This window comes from Enterococcus avium ATCC 14025 (assembly GCF_000406965.1).
In the GTDB taxonomy this organism is placed as follows: Bacteria; Bacillota; Bacilli; order Lactobacillales; family Enterococcaceae; genus Enterococcus_A; species Enterococcus_A avium.
Map to the genome: position 1 here is coordinate 216,733 of NZ_KE136367.1, position 21,731 is coordinate 238,463.

General features: G+C 41.2%; 21 protein-coding genes. 6 read left to right on the forward strand and 15 right to left on the reverse strand.

What is annotated here, in order from left to right:
* Positions 1-5: 5 nt before the first annotated feature.
* From OMU_RS20385 to OMU_RS20395, 3 genes are all read right to left on the reverse strand, one after another.
* Positions 6-980: an extracellular solute-binding protein gene (locus tag OMU_RS20385; protein ID WP_016181755.1), complete on the reverse strand. Its 975-nt coding sequence runs from the start codon at positions 978-980 to the stop codon at positions 6-8.
* 81 nt (positions 981-1,061) lie between these two features.
* The gene (locus OMU_RS20390; protein ID WP_016181756.1) at positions 1,062-2,735 is read right to left on the reverse strand and encodes an ABC transporter permease subunit; all 1,674 of its coding nucleotides are present in this window, start codon (positions 2,733-2,735) and stop codon (positions 1,062-1,064) included.
* Positions 2,732-3,496 carry an ABC transporter ATP-binding protein gene (locus OMU_RS20395; RefSeq protein WP_016181757.1) on the reverse strand — a complete coding sequence of 255 codons (765 nt, stop codon included), beginning with the start codon at positions 3,494-3,496 and terminating at the stop codon, positions 2,732-2,734. Before OMU_RS20395 ends, OMU_RS20390 begins: the two co-directional genes overlap by 4 nt.
* 346 nt (positions 3,497-3,842) lie before the next feature.
* Between OMU_RS20395 and OMU_RS20400 the strand changes: the two genes are divergently transcribed.
* Genes OMU_RS20400 through OMU_RS20410 form a run of 3 tightly spaced genes read left to right on the forward strand, consistent with a single transcriptional unit; the run spans position 3,843 to position 7,739 of the window.
* Positions 3,843-4,274, forward strand: a complete 432-nt coding sequence (locus OMU_RS20400; RefSeq protein ID WP_016181758.1) for a MarR family winged helix-turn-helix transcriptional regulator — start codon at positions 3,843-3,845, stop codon at positions 4,272-4,274.
* A 2-nt stretch (positions 4,275-4,276) separates the two neighbouring features.
* Positions 4,277-5,998 (forward strand): ABC transporter ATP-binding protein, encoded by a 1,722-nt coding sequence (locus tag OMU_RS20405; RefSeq protein ID WP_016181759.1) that lies wholly within the window; start codon positions 4,277-4,279, stop codon positions 5,996-5,998.
* A complete protein-coding gene (locus OMU_RS20410) occupies positions 5,988-7,739 on the forward strand; it encodes an ABC transporter ATP-binding protein (protein ID WP_016181760.1) in 1,752 nt (583 codons plus the stop codon). Before OMU_RS20405 ends, OMU_RS20410 begins: the two co-directional genes overlap by 11 nt.
* Before the next feature lie 42 nt (positions 7,740-7,781).
* On the opposite strand, the gene OMU_RS20415 is transcribed toward OMU_RS20410, so the two are convergent.
* Positions 7,782-8,954 carry an alpha/beta fold hydrolase gene (locus tag OMU_RS20415; protein WP_233421648.1) on the reverse strand — a complete coding sequence of 391 codons (1,173 nt, stop codon included), beginning with the start codon at positions 8,952-8,954 and terminating at the stop codon, positions 7,782-7,784.
* A 111-nt stretch (positions 8,955-9,065) separates the two neighbouring features.
* On the opposite strand from OMU_RS20415, the gene OMU_RS20420 reads away from it, so the two are divergent.
* Positions 9,066-9,689, forward strand: coding sequence for a TetR/AcrR family transcriptional regulator (locus OMU_RS20420; RefSeq protein ID WP_016181762.1), 624 nt, complete (start codon positions 9,066-9,068; stop codon positions 9,687-9,689).
* 31 nt (positions 9,690-9,720) lie between these two features.
* Here the strand turns inward: OMU_RS20420 and OMU_RS20425 are convergent, their stop codons facing one another.
* The 10 genes from OMU_RS20425 to OMU_RS20470 all read right to left on the reverse strand — a co-directional run bounded on the left by OMU_RS20425 (position 9,721) and on the right by OMU_RS20470 (position 18,128).
* Positions 9,721-10,188, reverse strand: coding sequence for a VOC family protein (locus OMU_RS20425; RefSeq protein ID WP_016181763.1), 468 nt, complete (start codon positions 10,186-10,188; stop codon positions 9,721-9,723).
* Between the two features lie 120 nt (positions 10,189-10,308).
* Complete coding sequence (gene alsE, locus OMU_RS20430; protein ID WP_016181764.1) at positions 10,309-11,013, reverse strand: D-allulose 6-phosphate 3-epimerase; 705 nt, start codon at positions 11,011-11,013, stop codon at positions 10,309-10,311.
* 20 nt (positions 11,014-11,033) lie between these two features.
* Complete coding sequence (locus OMU_RS20435) at positions 11,034-12,134, reverse strand: PTS fructose transporter subunit IIC (RefSeq protein WP_016181765.1); 1,101 nt, start codon at positions 12,132-12,134, stop codon at positions 11,034-11,036.
* A gap of 18 nt (positions 12,135-12,152) precedes the next feature.
* Positions 12,153-12,602 (reverse strand): PTS sugar transporter subunit IIA, encoded by a 450-nt coding sequence (locus OMU_RS20440; RefSeq protein WP_016181766.1) that lies wholly within the window; start codon positions 12,600-12,602, stop codon positions 12,153-12,155.
* Between the two features lie 11 nt (positions 12,603-12,613).
* Positions 12,614-12,931 (reverse strand): PTS fructose transporter subunit IIB, encoded by a 318-nt coding sequence (locus OMU_RS20445; RefSeq protein WP_034877290.1) that lies wholly within the window; start codon positions 12,929-12,931, stop codon positions 12,614-12,616.
* 12 nt (positions 12,932-12,943) lie between these two features.
* Complete coding sequence (locus OMU_RS20450; RefSeq protein ID WP_016181768.1) at positions 12,944-13,360, reverse strand: PTS sugar transporter subunit IIA; 417 nt, start codon at positions 13,358-13,360, stop codon at positions 12,944-12,946.
* Entirely contained in the window at positions 13,347-14,834 is a 1,488-nt protein-coding gene (locus OMU_RS20455) for a BglG family transcription antiterminator (protein ID WP_016181769.1), read from the reverse strand. The genes OMU_RS20450 and OMU_RS20455 overlap by 14 nt, the downstream gene beginning before the upstream one ends.
* A gap of 297 nt (positions 14,835-15,131) precedes the next feature.
* On the reverse strand, positions 15,132-16,445 hold the full coding sequence (locus OMU_RS20460) for a TPM domain-containing protein (RefSeq protein WP_016181770.1): 1,314 nt from the start codon (positions 16,443-16,445) through the stop codon (positions 15,132-15,134).
* Between the two features lie 16 nt (positions 16,446-16,461).
* Positions 16,462-17,034: a LemA family protein gene (locus OMU_RS20465; RefSeq protein ID WP_016181771.1), complete on the reverse strand. Its 573-nt coding sequence runs from the start codon at positions 17,032-17,034 to the stop codon at positions 16,462-16,464.
* Between the two features lie 200 nt (positions 17,035-17,234).
* Entirely contained in the window at positions 17,235-18,128 is an 894-nt protein-coding gene (locus OMU_RS20470) for a helix-turn-helix domain-containing protein (RefSeq protein ID WP_016181772.1), read from the reverse strand.
* Positions 18,129-18,391: 263 nt separating this feature from the next.
* Between OMU_RS20470 and OMU_RS20475 the strand changes: the two genes are divergently transcribed.
* A complete protein-coding gene (locus OMU_RS20475; RefSeq protein ID WP_016181773.1) occupies positions 18,392-19,570 on the forward strand; it encodes a M28 family metallopeptidase in 1,179 nt (392 codons plus the stop codon).
* Positions 19,571-19,682: 112 nt separating this feature from the next.
* Here the strand turns inward: OMU_RS20475 and OMU_RS20480 are convergent, their stop codons facing one another.
* Positions 19,683-20,498: a LysR family transcriptional regulator gene (locus OMU_RS20480; RefSeq protein WP_016181774.1), complete on the reverse strand. Its 816-nt coding sequence runs from the start codon at positions 20,496-20,498 to the stop codon at positions 19,683-19,685.
* Positions 20,499-20,722: 224 nt separating this feature from the next.
* On the opposite strand from OMU_RS20480, the gene OMU_RS20485 reads away from it, so the two are divergent.
* Positions 20,723-21,730, forward strand: a complete 1,008-nt coding sequence (locus OMU_RS20485; protein ID WP_016181775.1) for a YeiH family protein — start codon at positions 20,723-20,725, stop codon at positions 21,728-21,730.
* Position 21,731 lies beyond the last annotated feature (1 nt).

Genomic DNA, 21,731 nt, shown 5'->3' on the forward strand with positions numbered 1-21,731 from the left:
GCTCCTTAATCGATTAATTTTTGGTGCTGCTCTAATAATTCTGCGGTTAATTCTGTTGGAAAGACTTTTTGGTCATTCGCTACGTGTGCGCTATCTACCTGCTCATCCTTGTACAGTGCGCTTGGATAGATTTCCAATATGTCTTTACGACCCTTTTCCAAAATCAAATCCAGCATTTTTTCTGCTTCAGGATTGGTTTTGTCGCCTTTATTAATCACCGCCAAAGATTCAGTTAATGTATACGTTCCTTCTGAGGGTTCAACAAAATCAATCGGCAATCCATCCTGTTTATCTTTGACTGCCTGATGTCGTAACCCAAATCCGATCGCAACCTCACCTAGCCGAACCTTTTTCAACGGACCTGAACCAGAACTTTCTAAATGATCCCCTGCATTTTTGTAGATCCCCTTCAAGATCGTTTTCGCTTCATCTTCTCCGTAATTATCAACTAACGCTTGGAACAGCAGCCACGCTGTAGACGATTGTTTGATATCTGAGATTGACAAGGCATCCTTGTATTTCGGATCGGCTAAATCTTTCAAACTAGTTGGAATTGGTAAGTTCATTTCCTTCATGACATCGGTATTATAGAAAATTGTTCCTTCTTGAACGGTAAAAGGTGCCGTGTAATCCGGAATTTTCGTTAACGATTCGACTGGAAGCGTTAATTCTTTAAACATCTTGTCTTTTTTCTGAGCACTATTTAAATAGAAGGTACTCATCGTGACTAAATCCGCTTCAATATTTTTTCCTTCCGCTAAGAGCTTTCCGCCTAGCTCAGAAGTGCCGAATGATTGCAGCGTGTATTTGCCCTTGTAACCGTTTTTGTCTAAAACATTCTTGATTACCTCCACCGGTTCTTCGTCAGCGTTAGTATAAATCGTGACTTTCTCGTCAGCCGCATTACTTTTGCTACAAGCGCCTAATAATAGAAGGAAAAGCAAGCTTCCAAGCAGTGCGAGTAGTTTTTTTCTGTTCATTCATCATTCTCCTTTTTCATATTAATGGATTAATTTTTCTTGAGAAAAATTAGTCCGATTTTCAAGCCGTATACCATTCCTTTATACTTTGTTTCTTTGAATAGCAGTTAATTTTGTAGGCAGCTTTTTACCAGCTGTCTGACTGGGAAAAGTGGAACTGGCAATCCTTTTAATAATTTGAGTAATTCCTTGCATAACTAAATTAATTACTAGTAAAAACAGCGAGAGCATAAATATATCGTTAAATCGGCCAAAATGCTGAAGCTCTTTTAATTTGGCGGTAATAACCATCGTATTGGCACTTGTTAAGAAAATGACCGCACTGATTGTGACCATCGAATTGAAAAAGTAATACGCGAAGATATCTATAATTGTCACCTTTGAATTCGGGATCAGAATTCGCCAAACTGTTTTTAACCAGCTATCTCCCATCAACTTGGCAGTGTTCTCCCAGTTCAAGTTCATCTTTTGCAGTGCCTCTTTCGCCATCTGATACGGTGTTGAAAAATAATGGACGACCGTCACAATCACTAAGATTAGTAATGTATTGTGCAGCTGACTGCCACTGAATAGCAATAAGTAGGCCACTCCCAAAACCATCCCGGGAATTGAATTCGTAATGGTGGCGATACTATCAATTACTTGATTGACCTTATAAAGCTTCCGCTCTCTGGAGGTCAATATCGCCGCCGAATAGGCAATAATTGTCCCAACTCCCGCCGTCAGCAAAGCCATCAGCAGTGAATTTTTCAAGGTTAAAATCAAGCTGTCATCTTGGATAAAGCGGGCGAAATTATTGAAGGTTGGGGTCAATTCATAGGGCCAATTGCTCACCATTGGAATAATGATCAAGACCGCGAATACTCCTAAAATGAAAAGAGAGATGCTGATGAAAAGTAGTCGAAAACACCAATCTCTTACCGGATTCTTTTTGATCACTGCCTGCCGTGGACGCTCATAGCGCACCACCTTCTTCTGTAAATAGTTCAAAACCAAAATACTGATGATTGATGGCAATAGCATCGTTAAAGCCACTAATGAGCCAAACTGGAAATCTGGAATGGTTCCCATGAATCCTTCATATAATAATGTCGTGATGAACGGGGTTTGTCCTCCTACCGCGCTGGGAATCCCAAAATCTGTAAAGGACATAAAAAAGCCCTGTAGAAAAGCCACCGCCAACACGCGCGTCAATGGATTCAAGATCGTTTTATAAAGCGACCGATACCAGCTATCCCCCATCAGGCGTGAAACAATGAATAGCTGAGTATCTAAATATTTCATCGAATTGTTGATCAAAATGAAGATTGGTGGCAATGTATAAATGATGAATCCCAATAAAATACCGATGGAACCATAGATATGGAACAGTTCCTGTTGAAAAACTTTGCTCCACAATCCCTGCTTGCCAAAGGCATAAATAAGGACAAATCCGTAAGTAATCGTTGGTAATAGCATCGGAAAATGCAAAACACTTTCATTTACCTTTAAAAATCGCCGATTGATTCGAGTAAAATTATTTCCATAGGCCAAGAAAAAGCCTAAAATTGTTGAACAGCTCGTAGCCGCTAAAGAATATTTCAAGCTGTTAGCAAATGATCGCTGCCATTCTGGAGTGAAAATATCCAAGCTGCTCCCGTCGGATCGTGGGAAAGCTGTTAACACGATTTGAATGATCGGATAAGCTAAAAATAAAAAGAAGAAGATCAGCACACTCCAGCTAATCACTCGTTTCAATGAAAAAGCCGCTCTCATGAGGCCACCATATTGACTGATTGCTGAAAGATTTGCTGAATGTTCTGTTGCTTGATTGCCAATTGATTGACAATAAACTCCTCAACAAAATGACAGGAAGCCTGACTCATAATTTCGATCGGTGAACTGCATTGAGCAATTTTCCCTTCATCTAAAACAACGATCTTGTCTGACATCGTCAAGGCCTCTTCCGGATCGTGCGTAACAATGATGATCGTCAAATGTAGCTTACGGGCAATTTCTTGGATTTTTTCTTTGATTGATTCCTTGATTACTCCATCCAAGGCACTCAACGGCTCATCCAACAAAAGCAGCTGCGGCTTCATCACTAATGTCCGGCCAAGTGCAACCCGCTGCTTTTGTCCGCCTGACAATTGATGAATTGGTTTTTCTAGGTGCTTTTCCAGATTCAACAATTGAATCAGCTCGTCTACCTCCGCTTTGGTGGAGCACTCTTTTTTATTGCGTAGTCCGTAGGTCAAATTTTGATAAGCCGTCAAATTAGGAAACAAGGCATAATCCTGAAAAACAATATTGAAGGGACGTTTTTCCATCAATGTATGGGTGATCTTCTGATTATTGAAGAAAATTTCTCCCCCACTTGGCTCATCCAATCCTAAAATCAGATTTAATAGCGTCGTTTTTCCTGAACCTGATTGCCCCAGGATTGAAACGATCTCACCAGACTCAATTTCTAAATTGATCCCATCCAGTACTGTCGTCTCCTGAAATTTCTTCGTGATATTCTCAAGTTTTAGCACCTGATCCACTCCTTCTTTCGTTTACCATTCTTTTATGCTCTTAGGTGATTTTCTAGCGAGTTTAACTTTTGCTTGCTCATTGTAAGCTGACTTTCTCTAATAAAAAGTATAGCGAAGGAGTGTAAAGGCACCGTCAAGTTCCTGCAAAGATAAAATAAAGATTGTTGTTTTTATGTAAAGAACGTAAATTTTTGTGTATAAACAACAGAAAATTACATCTGCCACTACTTAAATAGAGAAGTAAATTATTTACAGCTCAAAAACGTTGCACCCGCAACGTTTTTCTTCTATACTGTACTGTGCTTGTTTAAACGCGAATTCGTAACTACCAAGGAGGAATAATTAGGTGGATTCTTTTGTAAAAATGATCAATCGTATTGCGCGGCTTTCTGCTTTGTATCGCGAAAAAGAATTTAAGAAATTGGGCTTAGGGGAAATGCATCACACCTACATCTTAAGTATTTGTTACGAGCCGGGAATTTCACAAGAAGCCTTGGCCTGCAAAATCTTTATCAATAAAAGCAATGTCGCTCGCCAATTGGCACAACTGGAGCAAAAAGGCTTCATTACGAGACAAAACGATGAGAAAGACGCACGTCGTTTACGAATCTTCCCCACAGATAAAGCTTTGGCAATCGAAGCAGAAATCCGTTCGATCCTAGCAGACTGGAATCAAAAGCTGTTAGCGGAGATTCCGACTGAACAGCAACAGAACTTATTATCCGAATTGCAAACGATCGTAGAGAAAGCCGAAACAGAAATGTGTAAAAAGGAGTAAACATGAAATTAATTCTTAATTATTTAAAACCCTACCGTTCTCGTGTCACGTTAGGTGTTATCATCAAATTTTTGGGGACCATGATGGAATTGGTTCTTCCATGGAATTTGGCCTATATTCTAGATCATGTGATTCCGCAAAAAGATCCCAAGAAAATTCTCTTTTGGGGCGGTGTGATGTTGGCAGCTTCCGCTTTTTCCTTATGGGCGAATATCGTCGCTAACCGCATGGTCTCACGGATCGCAAAAGATACGACAGAAAACATTCGCGGCGATCTATTTCAAAAAATCACCTATCTAGACACGACCCAGATTGAAGATGTGGGGGTCTCTTCATTAGTTTCACGTGTAACATCGGACACCTACAATATTCATTTGACCCTTGGTGTTATGCTGCGTATGGGAATTCGCGCGCCGATCCTTTTGGCCGGAGGAATCTTGATTACTACTACCTTAGATCCGATTTTGACTTTAGTTTTAGTGGCAGTGATGCCGATCATCTTTGTAATGGTGACGCATATCTCGAAAAAGGGCGTGCCCTTATTTGGAAAATTGCAAAAGCAAGTTGATCAACTTGTGTTGACGGTGCGGGAAAATGTAACAGGCTCTCGCGTGATTAAAGCTTTATCAAAAGAAGCCTACGAACGCCAGCGCTTTGAAAACGTCAATCAATCGTTGGTCAATGCGGAAACAACTGCCAATGTAACGTTGGCTGCTTCTCCTGCGTTGTTGGATTTATTTTTGAATTTAGGTTTGACCCTAGTGATTGTCGTTAGCGCCTATCGTGTAAACGCTGGATTGACACAGCCAGGAGTGATCGTTGCCTTCTTGACCTATTTCACGATTATCCTGAACGCGATGCTTTCTATCACCCGCATCTTTGTCCTGTATTCCCGTGGTCTGGCTTCGGCGAATCGGATCAATGAAGTCTTACGGAAAAAACCTTCATTAGTACCAGGATCATTGAATCAAAGAAAAGCTGCTTCTACTAAACTGGTCTTTGATGATGTGACTTTTTCTTATCCTGACGGCGGTCATGCGATCGAACACATCAGCTTCAGCGTAAATCCTGGTGAAACATTAGGGATTATGGGCGCGACCGGCAGCGGGAAAACCACGATCGCCAGTCTGATTTTACGTCTATACGATCGAACTGCCGGTCAGATAGTATTAGACGGACAAGAGATCAAACATTATTCTCTTGATGCACTGCATCAAAAAATCGGTGCTGTCCTGCAAAAGGACGTACTCTTTGCCGATACGATTCGAGAAAATATTTTGTTCGGTCGTAACTTTTCAGAAGAGCAACTCCAGCAAGCCATCGATGATGCACAAGCTCGAGAATTTATCGACAAACTTGCTGATGGTCTGGAGCACCGCTTGGAAGCAAAAGGACAAAATCTCAGTGGTGGGCAGAAACAACGCGTGCTCTTGGCTCGTGCTTTGATTGGGCAGCCTGATCTGCTGATCCTAGACGATTCTTCTAGCGCGCTGGATTATCATACCGATGCGAATCTACGAAGGGCTTTGCGAACACATTTCGGTGATACCACCAAGATTTTGATCGCTCAGCGAATCAGTTCGATCCAACATGCGGATAAAATTCTACTATTAAATAAAGGGAAAATGATTGGTTATGGCACTCATGAAGAGTTACTAACTGAAAATCCAACCTATCAAGAAATCTATCAGGGACAGACAGGAGGGCAAGCCATTGAAGAATAGAGGCTCACGCAAAGGTACACTGCTGCGTTTATGGGGATATTTGTATCAATTCAAATGGCTGCTGTTTTTAGCTGTCGTCTTGACGATTGCCAGTAACCTATTTGCTTTAGTCGGTCCCCTATTGTCTGGGTACGCGATTGATGCGATCCAGATTGGCAAAGGCAATGTCGCCTTTCAAAAAGTTTTCTTCTATTGTAGTTGGATGGTAGTTTTCTATGCGGCTTCCGCAATTTTAAGCTACGGGATCAAACGATTGATGATCTTTCTGAGTCAAAAAATCGCGTTTCGTTTACGGAAAGATTTGTTTGAGAAAATCGTTTCGTTGCCCGTTGGTTATTTTGACCAGCACCAAACCGGTGACATCGTCAGTCGGATGAGCTACGATATCGATACGATTAACACTTCATTGGCCAGTGACTCCGTTCAGGTTTTGAGTAGTCTGGTCACGGTTATCGGCTCCTTTGTTATGATGCTGGTAATCTCGCCAGTGATGGTGACGATCTTTTTAGTTACTGTTCCCGCGTCGATTTTATTGACCCGTTACTTAACCAATAAGTTCCAGCCTTTGTTTAGACAACGTTCTGCCAAGCTTGGTGAATTAAATGGTCTGACTGAAGAACTGCTATCCGGTGAACAAACCACCAAGGTCTATCATCAAGAGAAAACAACGATCACCCGCTTTGGCAAGAAGAATGAAGAAGCCATGACTGCTTATTACAATGCAGAATATTACGGCAGTATGACTGGTCCTTCTGTCAACTTCATAAATAATGTTTCATTGTCATTGATCAGTATCTTAGGTGCCTTTTTATTCCTGTTTGGTCACTTAACATTAGGAAAGCTTTCCTCATTTGTATTGTATTCACGAAAATTCTCCGGTCCGATCAATGAATTAGCAAATATTTTCAGTGACCTGCAATCGTCTATTGCCGCGGCTGAACGAATCTTCAAACTATTAGATGAAGACCCTGAAGTTCAAGACGTAAAAAATGCTCATGTCTTTGAAAAAGTTCATGGAGACGTACGCTTTGACCATGTTTCCTTCGGCTATCAAGCAGATCAACCGGTCATCAAAGATTTATCCTTTGATATTTCTGCCGGTAGCGTTGTTGCCATTGTTGGTCCTACCGGTGCCGGAAAAACCACAATCGTGAATTTGCTGATGCGTTTTTATGATCCGGATAGCGGTGCAATCTACTTGGATGGACAAAATATCAAAGAAGCGACTCGCAGCAGTCTGCGAAAGCAATATGCGATGGTCCTACAGGATACTTGGCTCTTTACGGGAACGATTTTTGAGAATCTGACCTATGGAAATGAAGATGCCACGTTAGAAGAAGTGATCAAAGCGACAAAAGCCGCTCACATTCACGATTTCATTGCACAACTGCCAAAGGGCTACGACACGGTGATGACCGAAGACGGTTTAGCAATCTCACAAGGACAAAAGCAATTACTGACAATTGCCCGGGCAATGCTTTTGAATGCCGAATTATTGATTCTCGATGAAGCAACGTCGAATGTTGATACACAGACCGAATTGCAGATTCAAGAAGCGATGGGTCGTTTAATGGTGAACAAAACCTCCTTCATCATTGCTCACCGCCTCTCGACCATTCGTGAAGCTGACTTGATCTTAGTCGTCAATGATGGCAATATTGTCGAACAAGGCAATCATGAAGAGCTGCTAGCTAAACAAGGACGCTATTATCAACTGCATCAAGCCCAATTCGAAAATTAAAAAGACTAGAGTCTCCACGATTTTTTCGTGGGTGCTCTAGTCTTATTTTTTATTTTCGGCAATTTGCTGAACCGCCTCTACAAAGCGTTCTGGTTCGTTGATCCAAGGATTGTGGCCGGAGTGTTCAAACCAAATGATTTCCTTGTTGGGAGCGTCCAATTTTTGATAGTAATCTTCAGTTAAGCTAAGTGGCGCATTGATATCGTGCTTCCCTAATAGAAAATAGACGGGAACATCTAATGTTGAGTACTCCTTCCGCAAATCTACATTGTACAGTTGCGGATACACATGATTGAAGGTTTGCAGAATGCCTCGCAGATAATTGACCTTATCCAAGATGCCATACTCTTTCGCCGCAAGATCCCGCATCGTTTGGAAGCCGCCATTTTGAATCTCAGGATTTCCTGCCATCTTTTGACTGAGATAGTTGAGATAGGTCGCGCTTTTGGTGGTAACAGAATTTCCGTGATAAGGCGGTTCGCCATTTTTTCTTAGCGTATCCACGACCTTTTGATCTCCATTCTCTTTTGCCAGCTTCATCGCCAGCGCGTAATCGATTTTCTCCGTTTCTTCAAAGGCTACCATTTGTCCGGTGCCTATAAAGGTATGGTAAAGCCCCGGTTGTTCTTTTACCATAAAAATTCCTAGTGCACTCCCCCACGATTCTCCTAGCAGATAAAGCTTTTCCTGTTTGAACTCTTTTAACAACGAACGAACCAAAGCCGTTCCATCTTCAACGTAAATTTCAGGGGCCAACTTTTTCCGCGGGATCGCTGAGTAGGATTTTCCCGAACCAGGCTGTTCCCAGTTAACTACGATAAAATCCTTTTCTAATTTTGCAAGTTCATAACGTGTAGCTGCCAGCTGTGATCCCCCCGGACCGCCCGCTAAAAATAGAAGTACTGGCTTGCTGCGGTCTTCTCCTCGAATGCTGATCCATTCCTTACGACCATTCAATTCAACCTTCCGCAACTCTGCGATACTATTCTCCTTAGCGATTTTCGGTGTCGATGCCGTCAGCTGAGTGAACATTATTAAGACAATTCCTAAAACCAGAACTATCAACATCCCTAACAAACTTCTTCTCACTCCTTTTGTTGCAAATAGGACCTGTCTTCCGCGAAATCGATTAAACAAATAAAGCACCCCTTTGATCAGTAATCCTACACTGAACAAAACAAGTACTAACACACTGATGATAAATACACCTAACACTAACAAAATAACTCCTCCTTCGTTTTTGACCATCGTTCAACAATTTCATCATAACAACTTTTTGAACGATGGTCAACTTAATATGCTATACTATTTTTGGAGGTCGATGTGATGAGTAAACGAGAGTTAATTTTAGATGCCTTGCAGGAACTGCTTTACGAAGGAACTGCCGGTACTGCTTCTGTTCAGGATATTGCCACAAAAGCGGGGATCGCAAAAGGTGGTCTCTACTATTATTACAAAAGTAAAGAGGAAGTCTTAGATGCCTTAGTTGAACGCCAATACAATCACGTGATTGAAACCTGTCGGATAAAATTAGCCACTGTCGAGGCTCCGGCCTTAGAAAAAATAAAGCTCTTACTGTATTTTTATCGCAACACCGCTGTCGATCAAACAGTTGATAGTGCGTTGCACGAACCGCAAAATGCCGCAATCCATCAGAAATCAATGGCCTTTATCATGGGACGTCTGGCGCCAATCGTTGGTGAAATTTTGCAGCAAGGAGTCGAAGAAAACGTCTTTGTCTGTGAACATCCCGAACAGCTAGCGGAAATTTTACTGTCGCCGATTATTTTTTTACTCGATCCCGGGTTATTTACTTGGACCGATCAAGAAGTACAAATGAAGCTAACGGCTTTAGCACGAATGCTAGAGGCTAGTCTTCAGGCTCCGATCAATTCATTTGCTTTTTTGTATGAGAATTGGACAACTCAGCGGTTAAATAAAAAAAGTTGAAGGCAGTTCAGAATTATCTGCCTTCAACTTTTTAACTATTCAACATGTTTTCAACCATTTCTTTTCCGAGAAAGGTCTTCTCACCTAGTTCCTCCACAGTCATTCCATCAGCAGCCAAGCGCTTCACCATGACCGTCAGATCTTCTCCGACTTGGATTACATGCTTATCTGGATCATAAAAGCACGCAACCTTTTGCCCCCACTCCATCGTAGCGATGTCTCGTAAAAAATCTAACTCTTCTTCCTTTGTCCGCTCGATAAACCCATCAAAGTCCTTCGTTTCAAAATAGAACTCTACCGTATTATTCTGATAGTTGAATGACTCTTTCTCACAGCCGGTAAATCGAATCCACGATTCCTCCGTTTGTAATGACAAGCCGCCATTGAAGGTCACATTCTCGCCAAAATCAGAAACGATATCCACCTCTAAAAATTTACGATAGAATGCTTTTGACCGCTCCATATCCTTCACTACTAGCATAGGTCCCCGATATTCCATCACATTCCTCCATTCTTTTAAACCGTTTACATTATTGTATACTATATCACAAAAGACCGGCTTACTGCTTCTGTATAAACAAAAAATCTTGAAGCTTTTCCAGCTCCAAGATTTTTATCGTTAGTTTACTTCTGCATAACTAAGCTTTTTACCAGTCATTTCCTCATAATCCTTAACCATGATTTCCCAAGCTTTAGCGATATCTTCGTCTAAACCAAAGAGTCCGCTGCGACCAACGATGTAAATATCTGGCCCGGCTGCATCAATCCGTTTGAAAGATTTACGGTTAGAGGAACCATCCATTTCGATCACGTAATCGTAGCCTTTTTCTTCACGTAATTCGCGGAGAGCCACGATTTTATCTAAGGTGCTTTCAATAAAGCGTTGGCCAGCAAAGCCCGGATCAATCGTCATAATCGTGATCTTATCAACCAGCTCGATATAAGGGAAAATCGTTTCAATCGGTGTTTCAGGATTCAACACGATCCCAGCCTTCAAACCGGCGTCGTGAATTTGATCAATCAAACGAAAGGCTAAACCATCTAACACCTCTGCATGCATACAGATCCACTCACACTGCAAATCTACTAGCTGCTGTACCCAAAAACTTGGGTCTGTCACCATCAGATGCGCCGACATCGGCAACGTGGTGATTTTCCGCAATTCTTCAATGAACCAAGGAGATAAGGTAATGTTCGGCACATAATGCCCGTCCATAATATCAATATGATAGGAATCTACCTTGTCATTCAAAAAGGTGATTTGTTCTTTAAACTTATCTAAGTCCATCGTCATTAGTGATGGGGAAAATTCTACTTTTTTCATGTGTCGCCACTCTTTCCGGATTAAAAGATTTGAATATCTTCTAGGTTGATGTCCTCTTCTTCTTTTTCAACCTGCATCGCTGCATCTTCTTCTGTCACATTTTTCTTAATTACGGCTAAGACAACTGCTGTTACGACCACGTTGACTAAAATCGCAATCACACCTGCCCATGGTCTCGACATTGTCGGAATCATCAGCACACCACCAAACGGTACTGTCGCATCTGCGCCTAAGATCATTGTTGTTGCGCCACCAGCAAAACCACCGATAGCTGTTGCTACAACACCCCGCACGATGTCGTTCATAACTAACGGAATGACCCCTTCAACGATATTGATCACACCCATTGGAACCGCTGACTTCAAGGTTTCAACTTCTAATTTCGTGTAGATATTTTTGCCAAATAATTTTGCGATGAAGAAGGCTAAACCAAATCCAATTGGTGTTGCTGTATTCACTAACTGTAAAGCAGTAATCGGACCGTTCAATCCTTCTGCTTGCATCGTCAATACAAAAGCGAAAACCGTTTTGTTGATCGGACCGCCATAGTCAACACCACTTAACAGACCGATCACACCGCCAAATACTAATAACGAAGAATTGCCTAAACCATCCAAGAAGTTTGTTAATAATGATGTTAACGCTGCAATTGGTGCCCCAATGATATAGACCATGATCAACCCGCCGATGATCGAGGTTAAGAAGGGAATGATCAGTGTTGGCATTAACCCTTTTGCCCAATTCGGTAATTTCACATATTTTAAAATTGCTAATACTAGATAACCTGCTAAGTAACCGCCTAAGATTCCGCCGATAAAACCAGCGCCGATGGCATTTGCTGTCAAACCAATGATGAACCCAGGAGCGATCCCTGGTTTGCCGCCGATTGAATAGGAGATACCCGTCGCAATCACGACTGGCAGTAAGCCTAAGCCTTTACCGCCCATCGTTGCCAACGCATCCCAAATTGTAAATTCCCCTTGAACCAATGCATCCTGACTTGAACCGCCAAAGGCCATTCCGATGGCGATTAAGAAGCCGGCACCACAGACGATCGGAATCAAATAAGAGATCGCCGTCAATAAGTGTCCTTTAAGATTTAACTCTTTAATTTTTTTCATTTTTCTTCCTCCATTTAACTAAGCGAATGCTTCAACAACATCTTCTGGCTTTTTCGCCTGCAACAGATTGCCAACCACTTCATCGTTGCCTAGCTTTCTGGCAAACAGCGACAATAATTTCAAATGATTGGTCGCTCCGTCATTGTCATTACCCACCGCAAAGAGAATGATCCCCTTCACGCCTTTGCCATCTAAACTTTCCCAAGGAATTTCCTCTTGATTGATCCCGATCGCTACGCCGACCTTGTTGACATAGGCGCTTTTTCCATGAGGGATCGCGATATAATTTCCGATACCCGTTTGGCCTTCCGCCTCTCGTGCGTAAATGTCTTTGATAAACCCTTCTACTTCAGAGATATAGCCATTCCTCAGTAACTGATTCGCTAGATCGTTCAAGGCATCATCCTTGGTCTTAGCGGCCATATTGGTTTTGACGATGTCTAAATCCACAATGTCCTTTACTTCCATCTAAATTCCCCCTAAACCTTTTGAGCAACAACCTCTTGGGCTTTTTCAATCAATTTATTTGGTGACTTAACGGCGATTTCTGTCGGTACTTGAATGATTCGTTTGCCGTCAAAACGTTCTCTGCCGGAAATCTTTACATCGATTGCCAAGATTACGATATCCGCTTGATCAATCTCTTCTTGGGTTAATTCATTTTCGATCCCAATCGTACCTTGCGTCTCTACTTTCATTTCACAACCCGCTTTTTTTGCGGCATTTTCTAATTTTTCTTGTGCAATGTAGGTATGGGCAATCCCCACTGTACATGCTGCTACTCCAACGATTTTCATCATTTATTCCTCCTATAAAATATGGTAAATTGCCGTTTCATTTTCAAGGCTTAGTAATTGTTCGATAAAATCATCATCTGCTAAGCGCCGTGTGAATTGGGCAATTTTCTTCTTCATTACTTGACTCTCATTGCTCTTCAATAGAATAGTAATTATCAGCTGGACTGCTGATGTCTTCTCGTCAAAATCAATCGGTTCTGCTAAACGGATCAGTAGGACCTGACTTTGTTTGATCTTCGGGCTTTCTAAATGCGGCAAGATTACATGCTCCGCGATCATGGTATTCCCGACTTTTTCCCTCTGCTGCAACAGATCAATCAATTCTTCCGACTCAGCCGAATTAGCGAACTCTGCAATAAAACGTTGCACATGTGCTTTGTCTTTAAATGGCTGGTCCAAGAAAACTTGGAAAAAATTATCGTTCATCATAAATCGCCTCGATTTTCTTTTGTAGTCGGGTTTGATCATCTCGTGTGAACATCGCATTGACTAACAAGGATGGGATAGGGATCATATCGCTGACACTGATTGTGGTTAAAATCAAATCGATGCCTGGATATTTTTCCGTAAAATGCTTTGCATCCCTTGAAGCTACGACATCAACAATCTCCAACTCAGGAAATTTCTTTTCGATCTTGACTCGCAGCAGCTCTGAAGTACCGACACCTGTCGTACACATGATCACCGTACGAATTGGTAATTGGTTCGTTTCAATGATCCGTGCGAAATACAAAGTGATAAAGCCATTCTCGTCTTCGTTGATCTTCGGCAGTTCAAAATGCTGACTCACCTCATCAGAAACATCACTGACATCTGAAAAGATGGATTCATAGGTCATTTTAATCTGATCCAACAGACTATTTTTTACATGAATCCCATGTTCCAAGCGATTAAGCATAGGCTTGATGTGATTCGCTAAATCAAGAAAGATCGAATCGCCTTTCGCCGAGATATTCAGCCGCTGACTCATGCTATCCAGATAAGTATTGGTGATTTCCACGACCTTTGAAGAAAATTTTGTTACTTTACTTAACGATCCTTGCATCCGCGATGAAGCTAAGTATTGATAAAGATAATAAACCTCTGATTCTGGCAGCTCGTTGTGCAAATACTTTTCAACATTTTTAATCGCGGACTTAGCGACCTGATAAAGCGCCTTGTCTTGCTCCAAACGTTCCTGTTCCTTTTTAGAAAGCGGACTCATTTCTTCGTTCGGAAGTCTATGGACCTTGCGCAAACGGCTGATTAAAATATACAAATGAGAAAAAATATTGACATTATAGGGATACGGGATCGTTAATTGCAATTGCTTTTCAATCAACTTCAGCTGGTCTAAGATAAACAGCACATCATAATTATTGAAGTTCAGTTCTGAATGATTCTTTAAATCATCGATTTCAATGATATTGTGCACCTGAATCAAATCAGCAATCGCTCGCCGCAGATTCGCCTCTTTCCCTAAAATTGCCAACGTCCGCTGCTTGCGTTCCAATTTCAACTCGTAACGCTGCAGGTGTTCAGCGATCACTTGCTCATCACTGAAAATGACGGACTCGCCAACATAATAATCTTCAAACAGGTCGTAAACATTTTTCGCATTCGGCGATGATAGCAGTAGTTCCTCCATCACACGATTTCTACGCTCCTGAGGAGAATATTGACTGCGCTGACTGGGTTGAATGTTTGCTTGGCTGATATATTTTTCGTAGTTTAATTTGTAGCCTCGCCCCTTTTCTGACTGGATCAAGCCCTCACCATGTGTTTCATTGATTTTTTTGATTAGGCGATAAATTGTTTTTGGCGAAGTTTCTAGATGCTCCGCCAATTCCTCGGACGTGATATAATCATGTCGTTTCGTTAGAAGTAGTAACAGCCGTTGTTCACGATTTTTCTTTGCTCCCATGGCTATCAACCTCCCCTTCTTGTTTTTATCATAACCTGTCAGAAAGAAAACGCTTCACTCGTTTTTGACCGTTGCAACGGACAAAAAATAAAGCGTCTCACGTTTATTATAGTCAGGAAGCACTCCTAAAGCAGAAAATATTCGAATCCTTCACAAAAATTATCCGCGTTCGTCCGCATATCCAGAAAAAAGGCTTCACGGATTCTTTTTAAAGCCAGACTCACAGTAGTATCCTAGTTAAAGGCTAGCGAAAAAAAACGTGAGGAATCCCCTCACGTTTTCTTCAATCCTATTCACTTACCAGCCACCAGAAGCGCCACCGCCGCCGGATGAACCGCCGCCGAAGGACCCCCATGAGGAGCCACCACCTGATCCGCTATTATTATTATCGGACCAATTATCAGAGTTATAATTCGATGCTAGATAAGCCGTTGTCAGGATATCGCCGTTACCAGAGTATAACGTATCGCCGATTAATATCCGACCGAACATTTTCTTTTCTGCAGAAGGATTTCGCAACAATCTTCCTTGAACGATCGCACGATTGACACCTTTTACTGACATTCCAATCAGCAAACCGCTTAATAAAATGTGGTAGAGTTCCGTATGTTTAACAACCCGTTGCATCTCATCGTCACCAGTAATCGAAGTAGTTTCCGTTTGATACTTTTTATAGTTTTCTTTGAGAAAAACACGAGCCCTCAATAAATTTACTACTAATAATAGACTGACAAAGACCAGCAAGCCTAAAACTACTACTCCTGTCCAGTGGAAGAACATCAATTTTGTCCGCTGACTTTCGACGTTTTTAATTTGCGAATCCACTAAAGCCGTCTTCGTATTCATAATTCCGAATACTTCATCCACAACCTGGCTGACCCCTGTATCGTAATCCTCATCCTTGAAGGCATCCACTACATCATCATTATTAATAATGTCATCGGCTTTACCATCAGGAATCAGACCTTCTAAACCATAGCCAACTTCTAAACGAAATTCTCGTTCGTCCAAGGCGATTAAATATAAAACACCATTGTCTTCATTCCTATCCCCAATACCTAATTGGTTGAAGATCTTATTGGCATACGATTCAATATCTTCTCCACGGGGCAATTCCGGGATCGTAACCACTTCTAATTGCGCACCATTGGTACTTGCTGCTAATTGTTTGTTTAGTTGATAAATTTTTTCCTTCATTTTCTGACTCAGCATATTAGCGTTGTCAGAAACAAAGATATTGTTCTTATTAATGGTCAAATGACCATCCGTTTCTTCAATTGCCACATCGTAGTTGTTGGCTTTCTTCGGATATTCTTTCAAGTTAGCCAAATTATCATTTAGAGCTGTTTTGAAAGATTTGTTAACTGTCACTTTTTTACCAGACAAAATGTCTTCTCGTTCCTGATTCAACTTCGTCAATTGCTGATCATAGGACACCTTTTTATCTCCATAGCCATTACTCGTAAAGAGATTAAATAAGCCGAACCCGCTGACTAGCAATACAACAATTAAAATTAGGGAAAAGACTCCATTACGTTTACGTACCTTGCGATAGTTCTCAACAACCTCCTGATGGAGCCGTTCCCCTGAAGCACGCTGTTCCCTCTTCATTTTTTCTCACCCATTCTTATTCAAAACTGACGTCTGGGACTTCTTTCGCACCTTCATCAGCCTTAAAGTTCGCCTTTTTATCAAATCCTAATACCTTCGCTGCCATATTTCTAGGGAATCGAACCAAGCTTTGGTTATAGTCATTGACTTGTTCGATATAGTTTTTCCGTTCAACAGAGATTCGATTTTCTGTACCCTCTAGCTGGACCATCAAGGTTTTTACATTTTCATTAGAAGCTAGTGTTGGATAGCTTTCTTGAATCACGTTCACCATCGTACCTAAGCTTTGATCAATTTGATTGTTTGCGTCATTTTTTTCCGATGGTGTCTTGGCATTGTTGTATGCCTTCCGTGCATCAGTAATTTCTTTAACGAGCTTTTCTTCATGGTTCATACTACCTTTGACACTGTTTACTAAATTTGGAATCAAATCTGCCCGGCGTTGCATCACATTTTCCACCTGCGACCATTTTGCGTCCACATCGTTTTCTGCTGAAGCCAATGAGTTATATGTCGTTACCAAGTATGCTCCGATTGCCAGAGCGATCACGACAATCCCAACAATGATACCTGAACCTCTTCGTTTCATTTTTATCCCAACCTTTTTCTGATTTATTTGTTATTTGTGATTGAGCTAATTATAGCATTCGGGTAGGGGCGCGCCTCAGACTTTCGACTGATTTTTTAGCTCAACGGTTGACAAAAAATCCTCCCGATTTTTTCCTTCATATATAGTACGAGAAAAAGTATTTAAGCTTTTTCTTTAAAGCCTTCGAAAGCGTTTGATTTTTAGTTAAGATACACTGGTCGGGCTTCGATATATCCTCGATACCCCTGTGGTTCTAATTGAATCCGTGGTCCCTCTTTTTCTGCCCATTGACAATTATTTATACTAGGATCATATGTATCGATCTGCTCCATCACTGCTTCAATTGCTTCATCAAAACGTACTTCATCATACGGATCACCTTGAAATAGCAGCATCGTACAAGCAGACAGTTCAATTACATCAAAGCCCTCTGGAATAAGCCCTTGATAATCAAGCGGGACTTCTACACCTTGAGCATAAACGGATGTTTCTTCCGTTCGCATGCTTTCCGGTAGCCAAAGTCCTACTGGTTCATACAATGCCTCTTTGATACTGGCAAGAATTCCCCAGACATCACAACCGACTTCCTGTGCATATTCGATATAGGTTTTAGCTTTCTTGCCCCGCAATAAAATCAGCTTACGAGCGGGAAACTCAATGAGTCGAACATGTAGATTCTTCGATAATGGCGGTAAATCACTGCGTTCCTCGCCCATTAAATAGTAGCTTTCCACAGGATATGGGGTAAATAACGGGATTGGCGGTGTCTTCTTTTGATATGCCTTCGGAGTAACACCGAACTGTTTACGAAAAGCTCGTGTAAAGCCTTCATGAGAATCAAAGACAAAATCCAAAGCAACATCCACCACTCGCAGATCCTCATCACGCAAAACCAAAGCCGCCTTGGATAACCGCAGCTTGCGAATGTATTCAAACGGTGATTTATCCGTGTATTCCTTAAACATTTTGGCACAATGCCATGGCGAATAGCCGGCCTGCTGTGCCAAAGCATGTAGCGTGATCTCTTCATCTAAATGTCTTTCAATAAATGTCTGCATGCGAGTAACCGCCGCAGTATGCTCCAAGTTTGCCATAATACCACCTAGTATCTGTCAAATAATCCGACAAGTGCACAAGGAAGGTCAAGAAATCCTCCCGCTGCTCTCCTATACTTATGGTATCAACTAAAAGGATCTCAGTCCAACTTTTCCCAGTTTAATTAATGCAAAAGGAATGGCAGGTGAAACGAGATGGCATTACGGTCAAACAGTATAGTTGGATGACATACGGCTTGACAATCAGATTTATTTTTCTGGAAGAAAAATAAATACTTTAAAAGGAAAAGGAGTGTTCCAAAATGGAAATTATCAAAAACAGCTTAGTACGTCACATGGAAAAATTATGTCAGGAAATCGGTCCTCGAGCGACTGGATCGGCAGGAAATAAAGCAGCAGTTGACTACGCAGCGGAGACGTTTCGTTCTTTAGGCTATGAGGTTCGATTGCAGGAGTTTCCTTGTATGGATTGGCAAAATAATGGCGCAGAACTAATTGTTGATGGTCAAACAGTGGAAGTAGCGGCTGCGGAATATGCGATGCCTTGTAATGTCAGCGGCGAGTTGGTTTGTGTCCAAACGATCCAAGAATTAGCAGCAGCGGATTTAACCAATAAGATTTGTGTTATGTATGGAGAGCTTTGCAAAGAACCGATTATGCCTAAAAGTATGGTCTTTTGGAATGGCGAAGAGCACCAAGCAATTATTCGGGAATTAGAACAAAAACAGCCATTAGCTGTGATTACTGTTAGTTTTCTTGAGGAGGTTCCAGTCCCGATTATCCAAGATGGCGACTTCAATGTTCCATGTGGAACAGTCAAAGGTGCTCTTTTATCTTCGCTGTTAAATAGAAAAACCGCTAACTTACGTCTGATGACAGAGCGTAAACCAGCCACTGCCGCAAACGTGATTGCTACTTTCGGCAAAGGAAAAAAGCTTGCTTACTCTGCTCATATCGACACGAAGCCTACCACATCGGGTGCGTTAGACAACGGTACCGGAGTCGCAGTTCTACTGACGTTAGCTGAACAATTGATCCAAAACGAATTAGACAATCAACTTGAATTTGTTTTGTTTAATGGTGAAGACTACTATTCAATGCCCGGGGAAATGATGTTTATGGAACAATCGTTAAACCACCCTGAAGAATATGAATTCGCCATTAACGTAGACGGTGCCGGGATGCAAAATAGTACGATATCCTACTCCCTTTACGAATGTCCAGATCAACTAACCGAACAGCTGGAAAACTTTACGACGGATTATTCCACCATCAAAAAAGTCGAACCTTGGCCAATGGGCGATCATATGTTGTTTGCCGGAGTAGGAATCCCGGCGGTCGCGATCACTTCAACACAAATCTATCTATTGATGGAAGCGGTCATGCATACACCAAAAGATAACTTATCGATCGTCGACTTTCAGCGTTTAGAAGAAACCGTCATTTTCTTGAACAATCTGACCACAGCACAAATGAAGTAACTAAAAAGCAGTCTACCGCTTACCGGTAGGCTGTCTTTTGTGTCTTTCCGATTAATCGGCTCATTAAAAAACTGTAACAATTCTTCTCATTATGAAGGGCCTTGCCGTTCATTTATTGCTGCTTACTCCATTCGTAAATGAATTCCCCACATTTCACAATATCATCAGAAGCGCTGGTTTTTCGTCGGATGAGATAAAAATTCCGCTTGTAGCTTTCGTCCAATCTCTGATGTGAAATTCCTTCAACCGCTCGTTCCGAAACTAATGAACAGCCAAAGCCTTGCTTCAATAAGCCCACAATCACTTCATTATTTTGGATTTCCATGACTGGACTGTCTATATCCTTTTCCTCCAAAAATCGTTTTGTGTAATAATAGACTCCGGATGTATTTTCTCTCACCAGCCATGGACCCTTTTCTAGATTCCCTGCTAAAACTAACTGATCCTCCATCAATGAAAAACGCTTAATAGTAGGAGCAGACAAAGGCTTCTCGATAAATCCCAGATCTACTGTATGATGCTCTACCGCTTGTAAAACCTCTAAAGAGTTCATCATTTGAACACTAAAACGAATATGCGGAAATTCCTGCTGCAATTGGATTAGAAGTGACGGCAAGACATAAGTGGCAAATGTATGGGAAGCCCCAATCACGCAACGAATAATCTGTTGTTGATTGGTTTGAACAGCTTGATATAAATTTTCCCAATCGTTCATTAAATCAACGGCCCGTTCATATAAAATATCTGCTTGCGGTGTTACTAACACTTCTTTTCTTCCGCTACGGATAAATAATTGTGTTCCAAATTCATTTTCTAATTGCTTGATTTGGGCTGAGACAGTTGGCTGGGAAATAAATAAAATCTCTGATGCTTTAGAAAAGTTTTTCGTTTCATAAACTACTTTGAACGTTTCTAACCATTTGAACATCGCAATCACTTCCATTATTTTTTTCTATTTAAGGTATTATATCAATAAATTATAATAATGGAAGATATCGGTTATAATTTATCATGCAAATGAAATACCAATGAAAATCAATTGATTTTTTACGTAAGAAAAGCTTTTTAATAACAAGAACTATCTAATTTTCGGGTGGTTTCACTTGCCCAATAAGTAGTTACCCTTCAATTTTATAAGAAAGAGGTCTAACGATGTTTACAAATTTTTATACTAAAACAAAACCGATTTTACCTGGTTTAAGCTTGTCCATAGGAGTAGCAATCATTGCAAAACTATTCGCTTTGTTTTTACCTAAGCTTGGTGGTGCCACTTTAGCCATCCTATTAGGAATCATTTTGGGAAATACCTTCTTTAAACAACCGGATCTAGCCGCTGGGACGAAGTTCTCAGAAAGCAAATTACTAGAATATTCGGTGGTACTGCTTGGGCTCACCGTCACCTTCCAAACGATTGGAGAAATGGGCATCAAAGGATTGATTTTTATCCTGCTAATCATGACTACCGTTATCATCGGTGCTTATTGGATCGGTCGTAAACTTGGGTTTAATGAAAAAATGGCTTTGATGATGGCTGGTGGAAATGCCGTTTGCGGTTCATCAGCGATTGGTGCGATTGCACCGGCGATTGAAGCAAACGATGAGGAAAAAGGTCAAATTATTACCCTTGTTAATTTACTAGGAACAGTAATGATGTTGACACTCCCCTTTTTAGGAATGTCACTTTTCGGAGATACGTTATTAAGTAAAAGTGCCTTACTTGGCGGAACGTTGCAATCGGTGGGACAAGTTGTTGCTGGCGCTAGCTTGGTTAATCCTGAAACAGTGAAATACTCTATGCTCTTTAAAATAACACGGATCATTTTCTTAGTCGTAGTCGTTTTCTTGTTCGAACGCAAAGCACAAAAAGATGGACTAAAGACAACTAAAGGATCAAAGAAAAAATTCCCGATCCCCTGGTATGTTACTAGCTTTTTGATTTTCTGTATCATCAATAGTTTCTTTTCACTGCCGCCAATCTTTAGCGATGGTGCGCATTTCATCAGTACTTGGTTTGAAACGACTGCTTTGGCCGCAATCGGATTGCGCCTAGACTTCAGAAAATTTTTAAAAGAAGGCCCACGCTTTTTACTTTACGGACTATCGGTTGGCGCTGTTCAAACCATTGCTGCCTTACTATTTATTTTTATTTTACATATTTAAT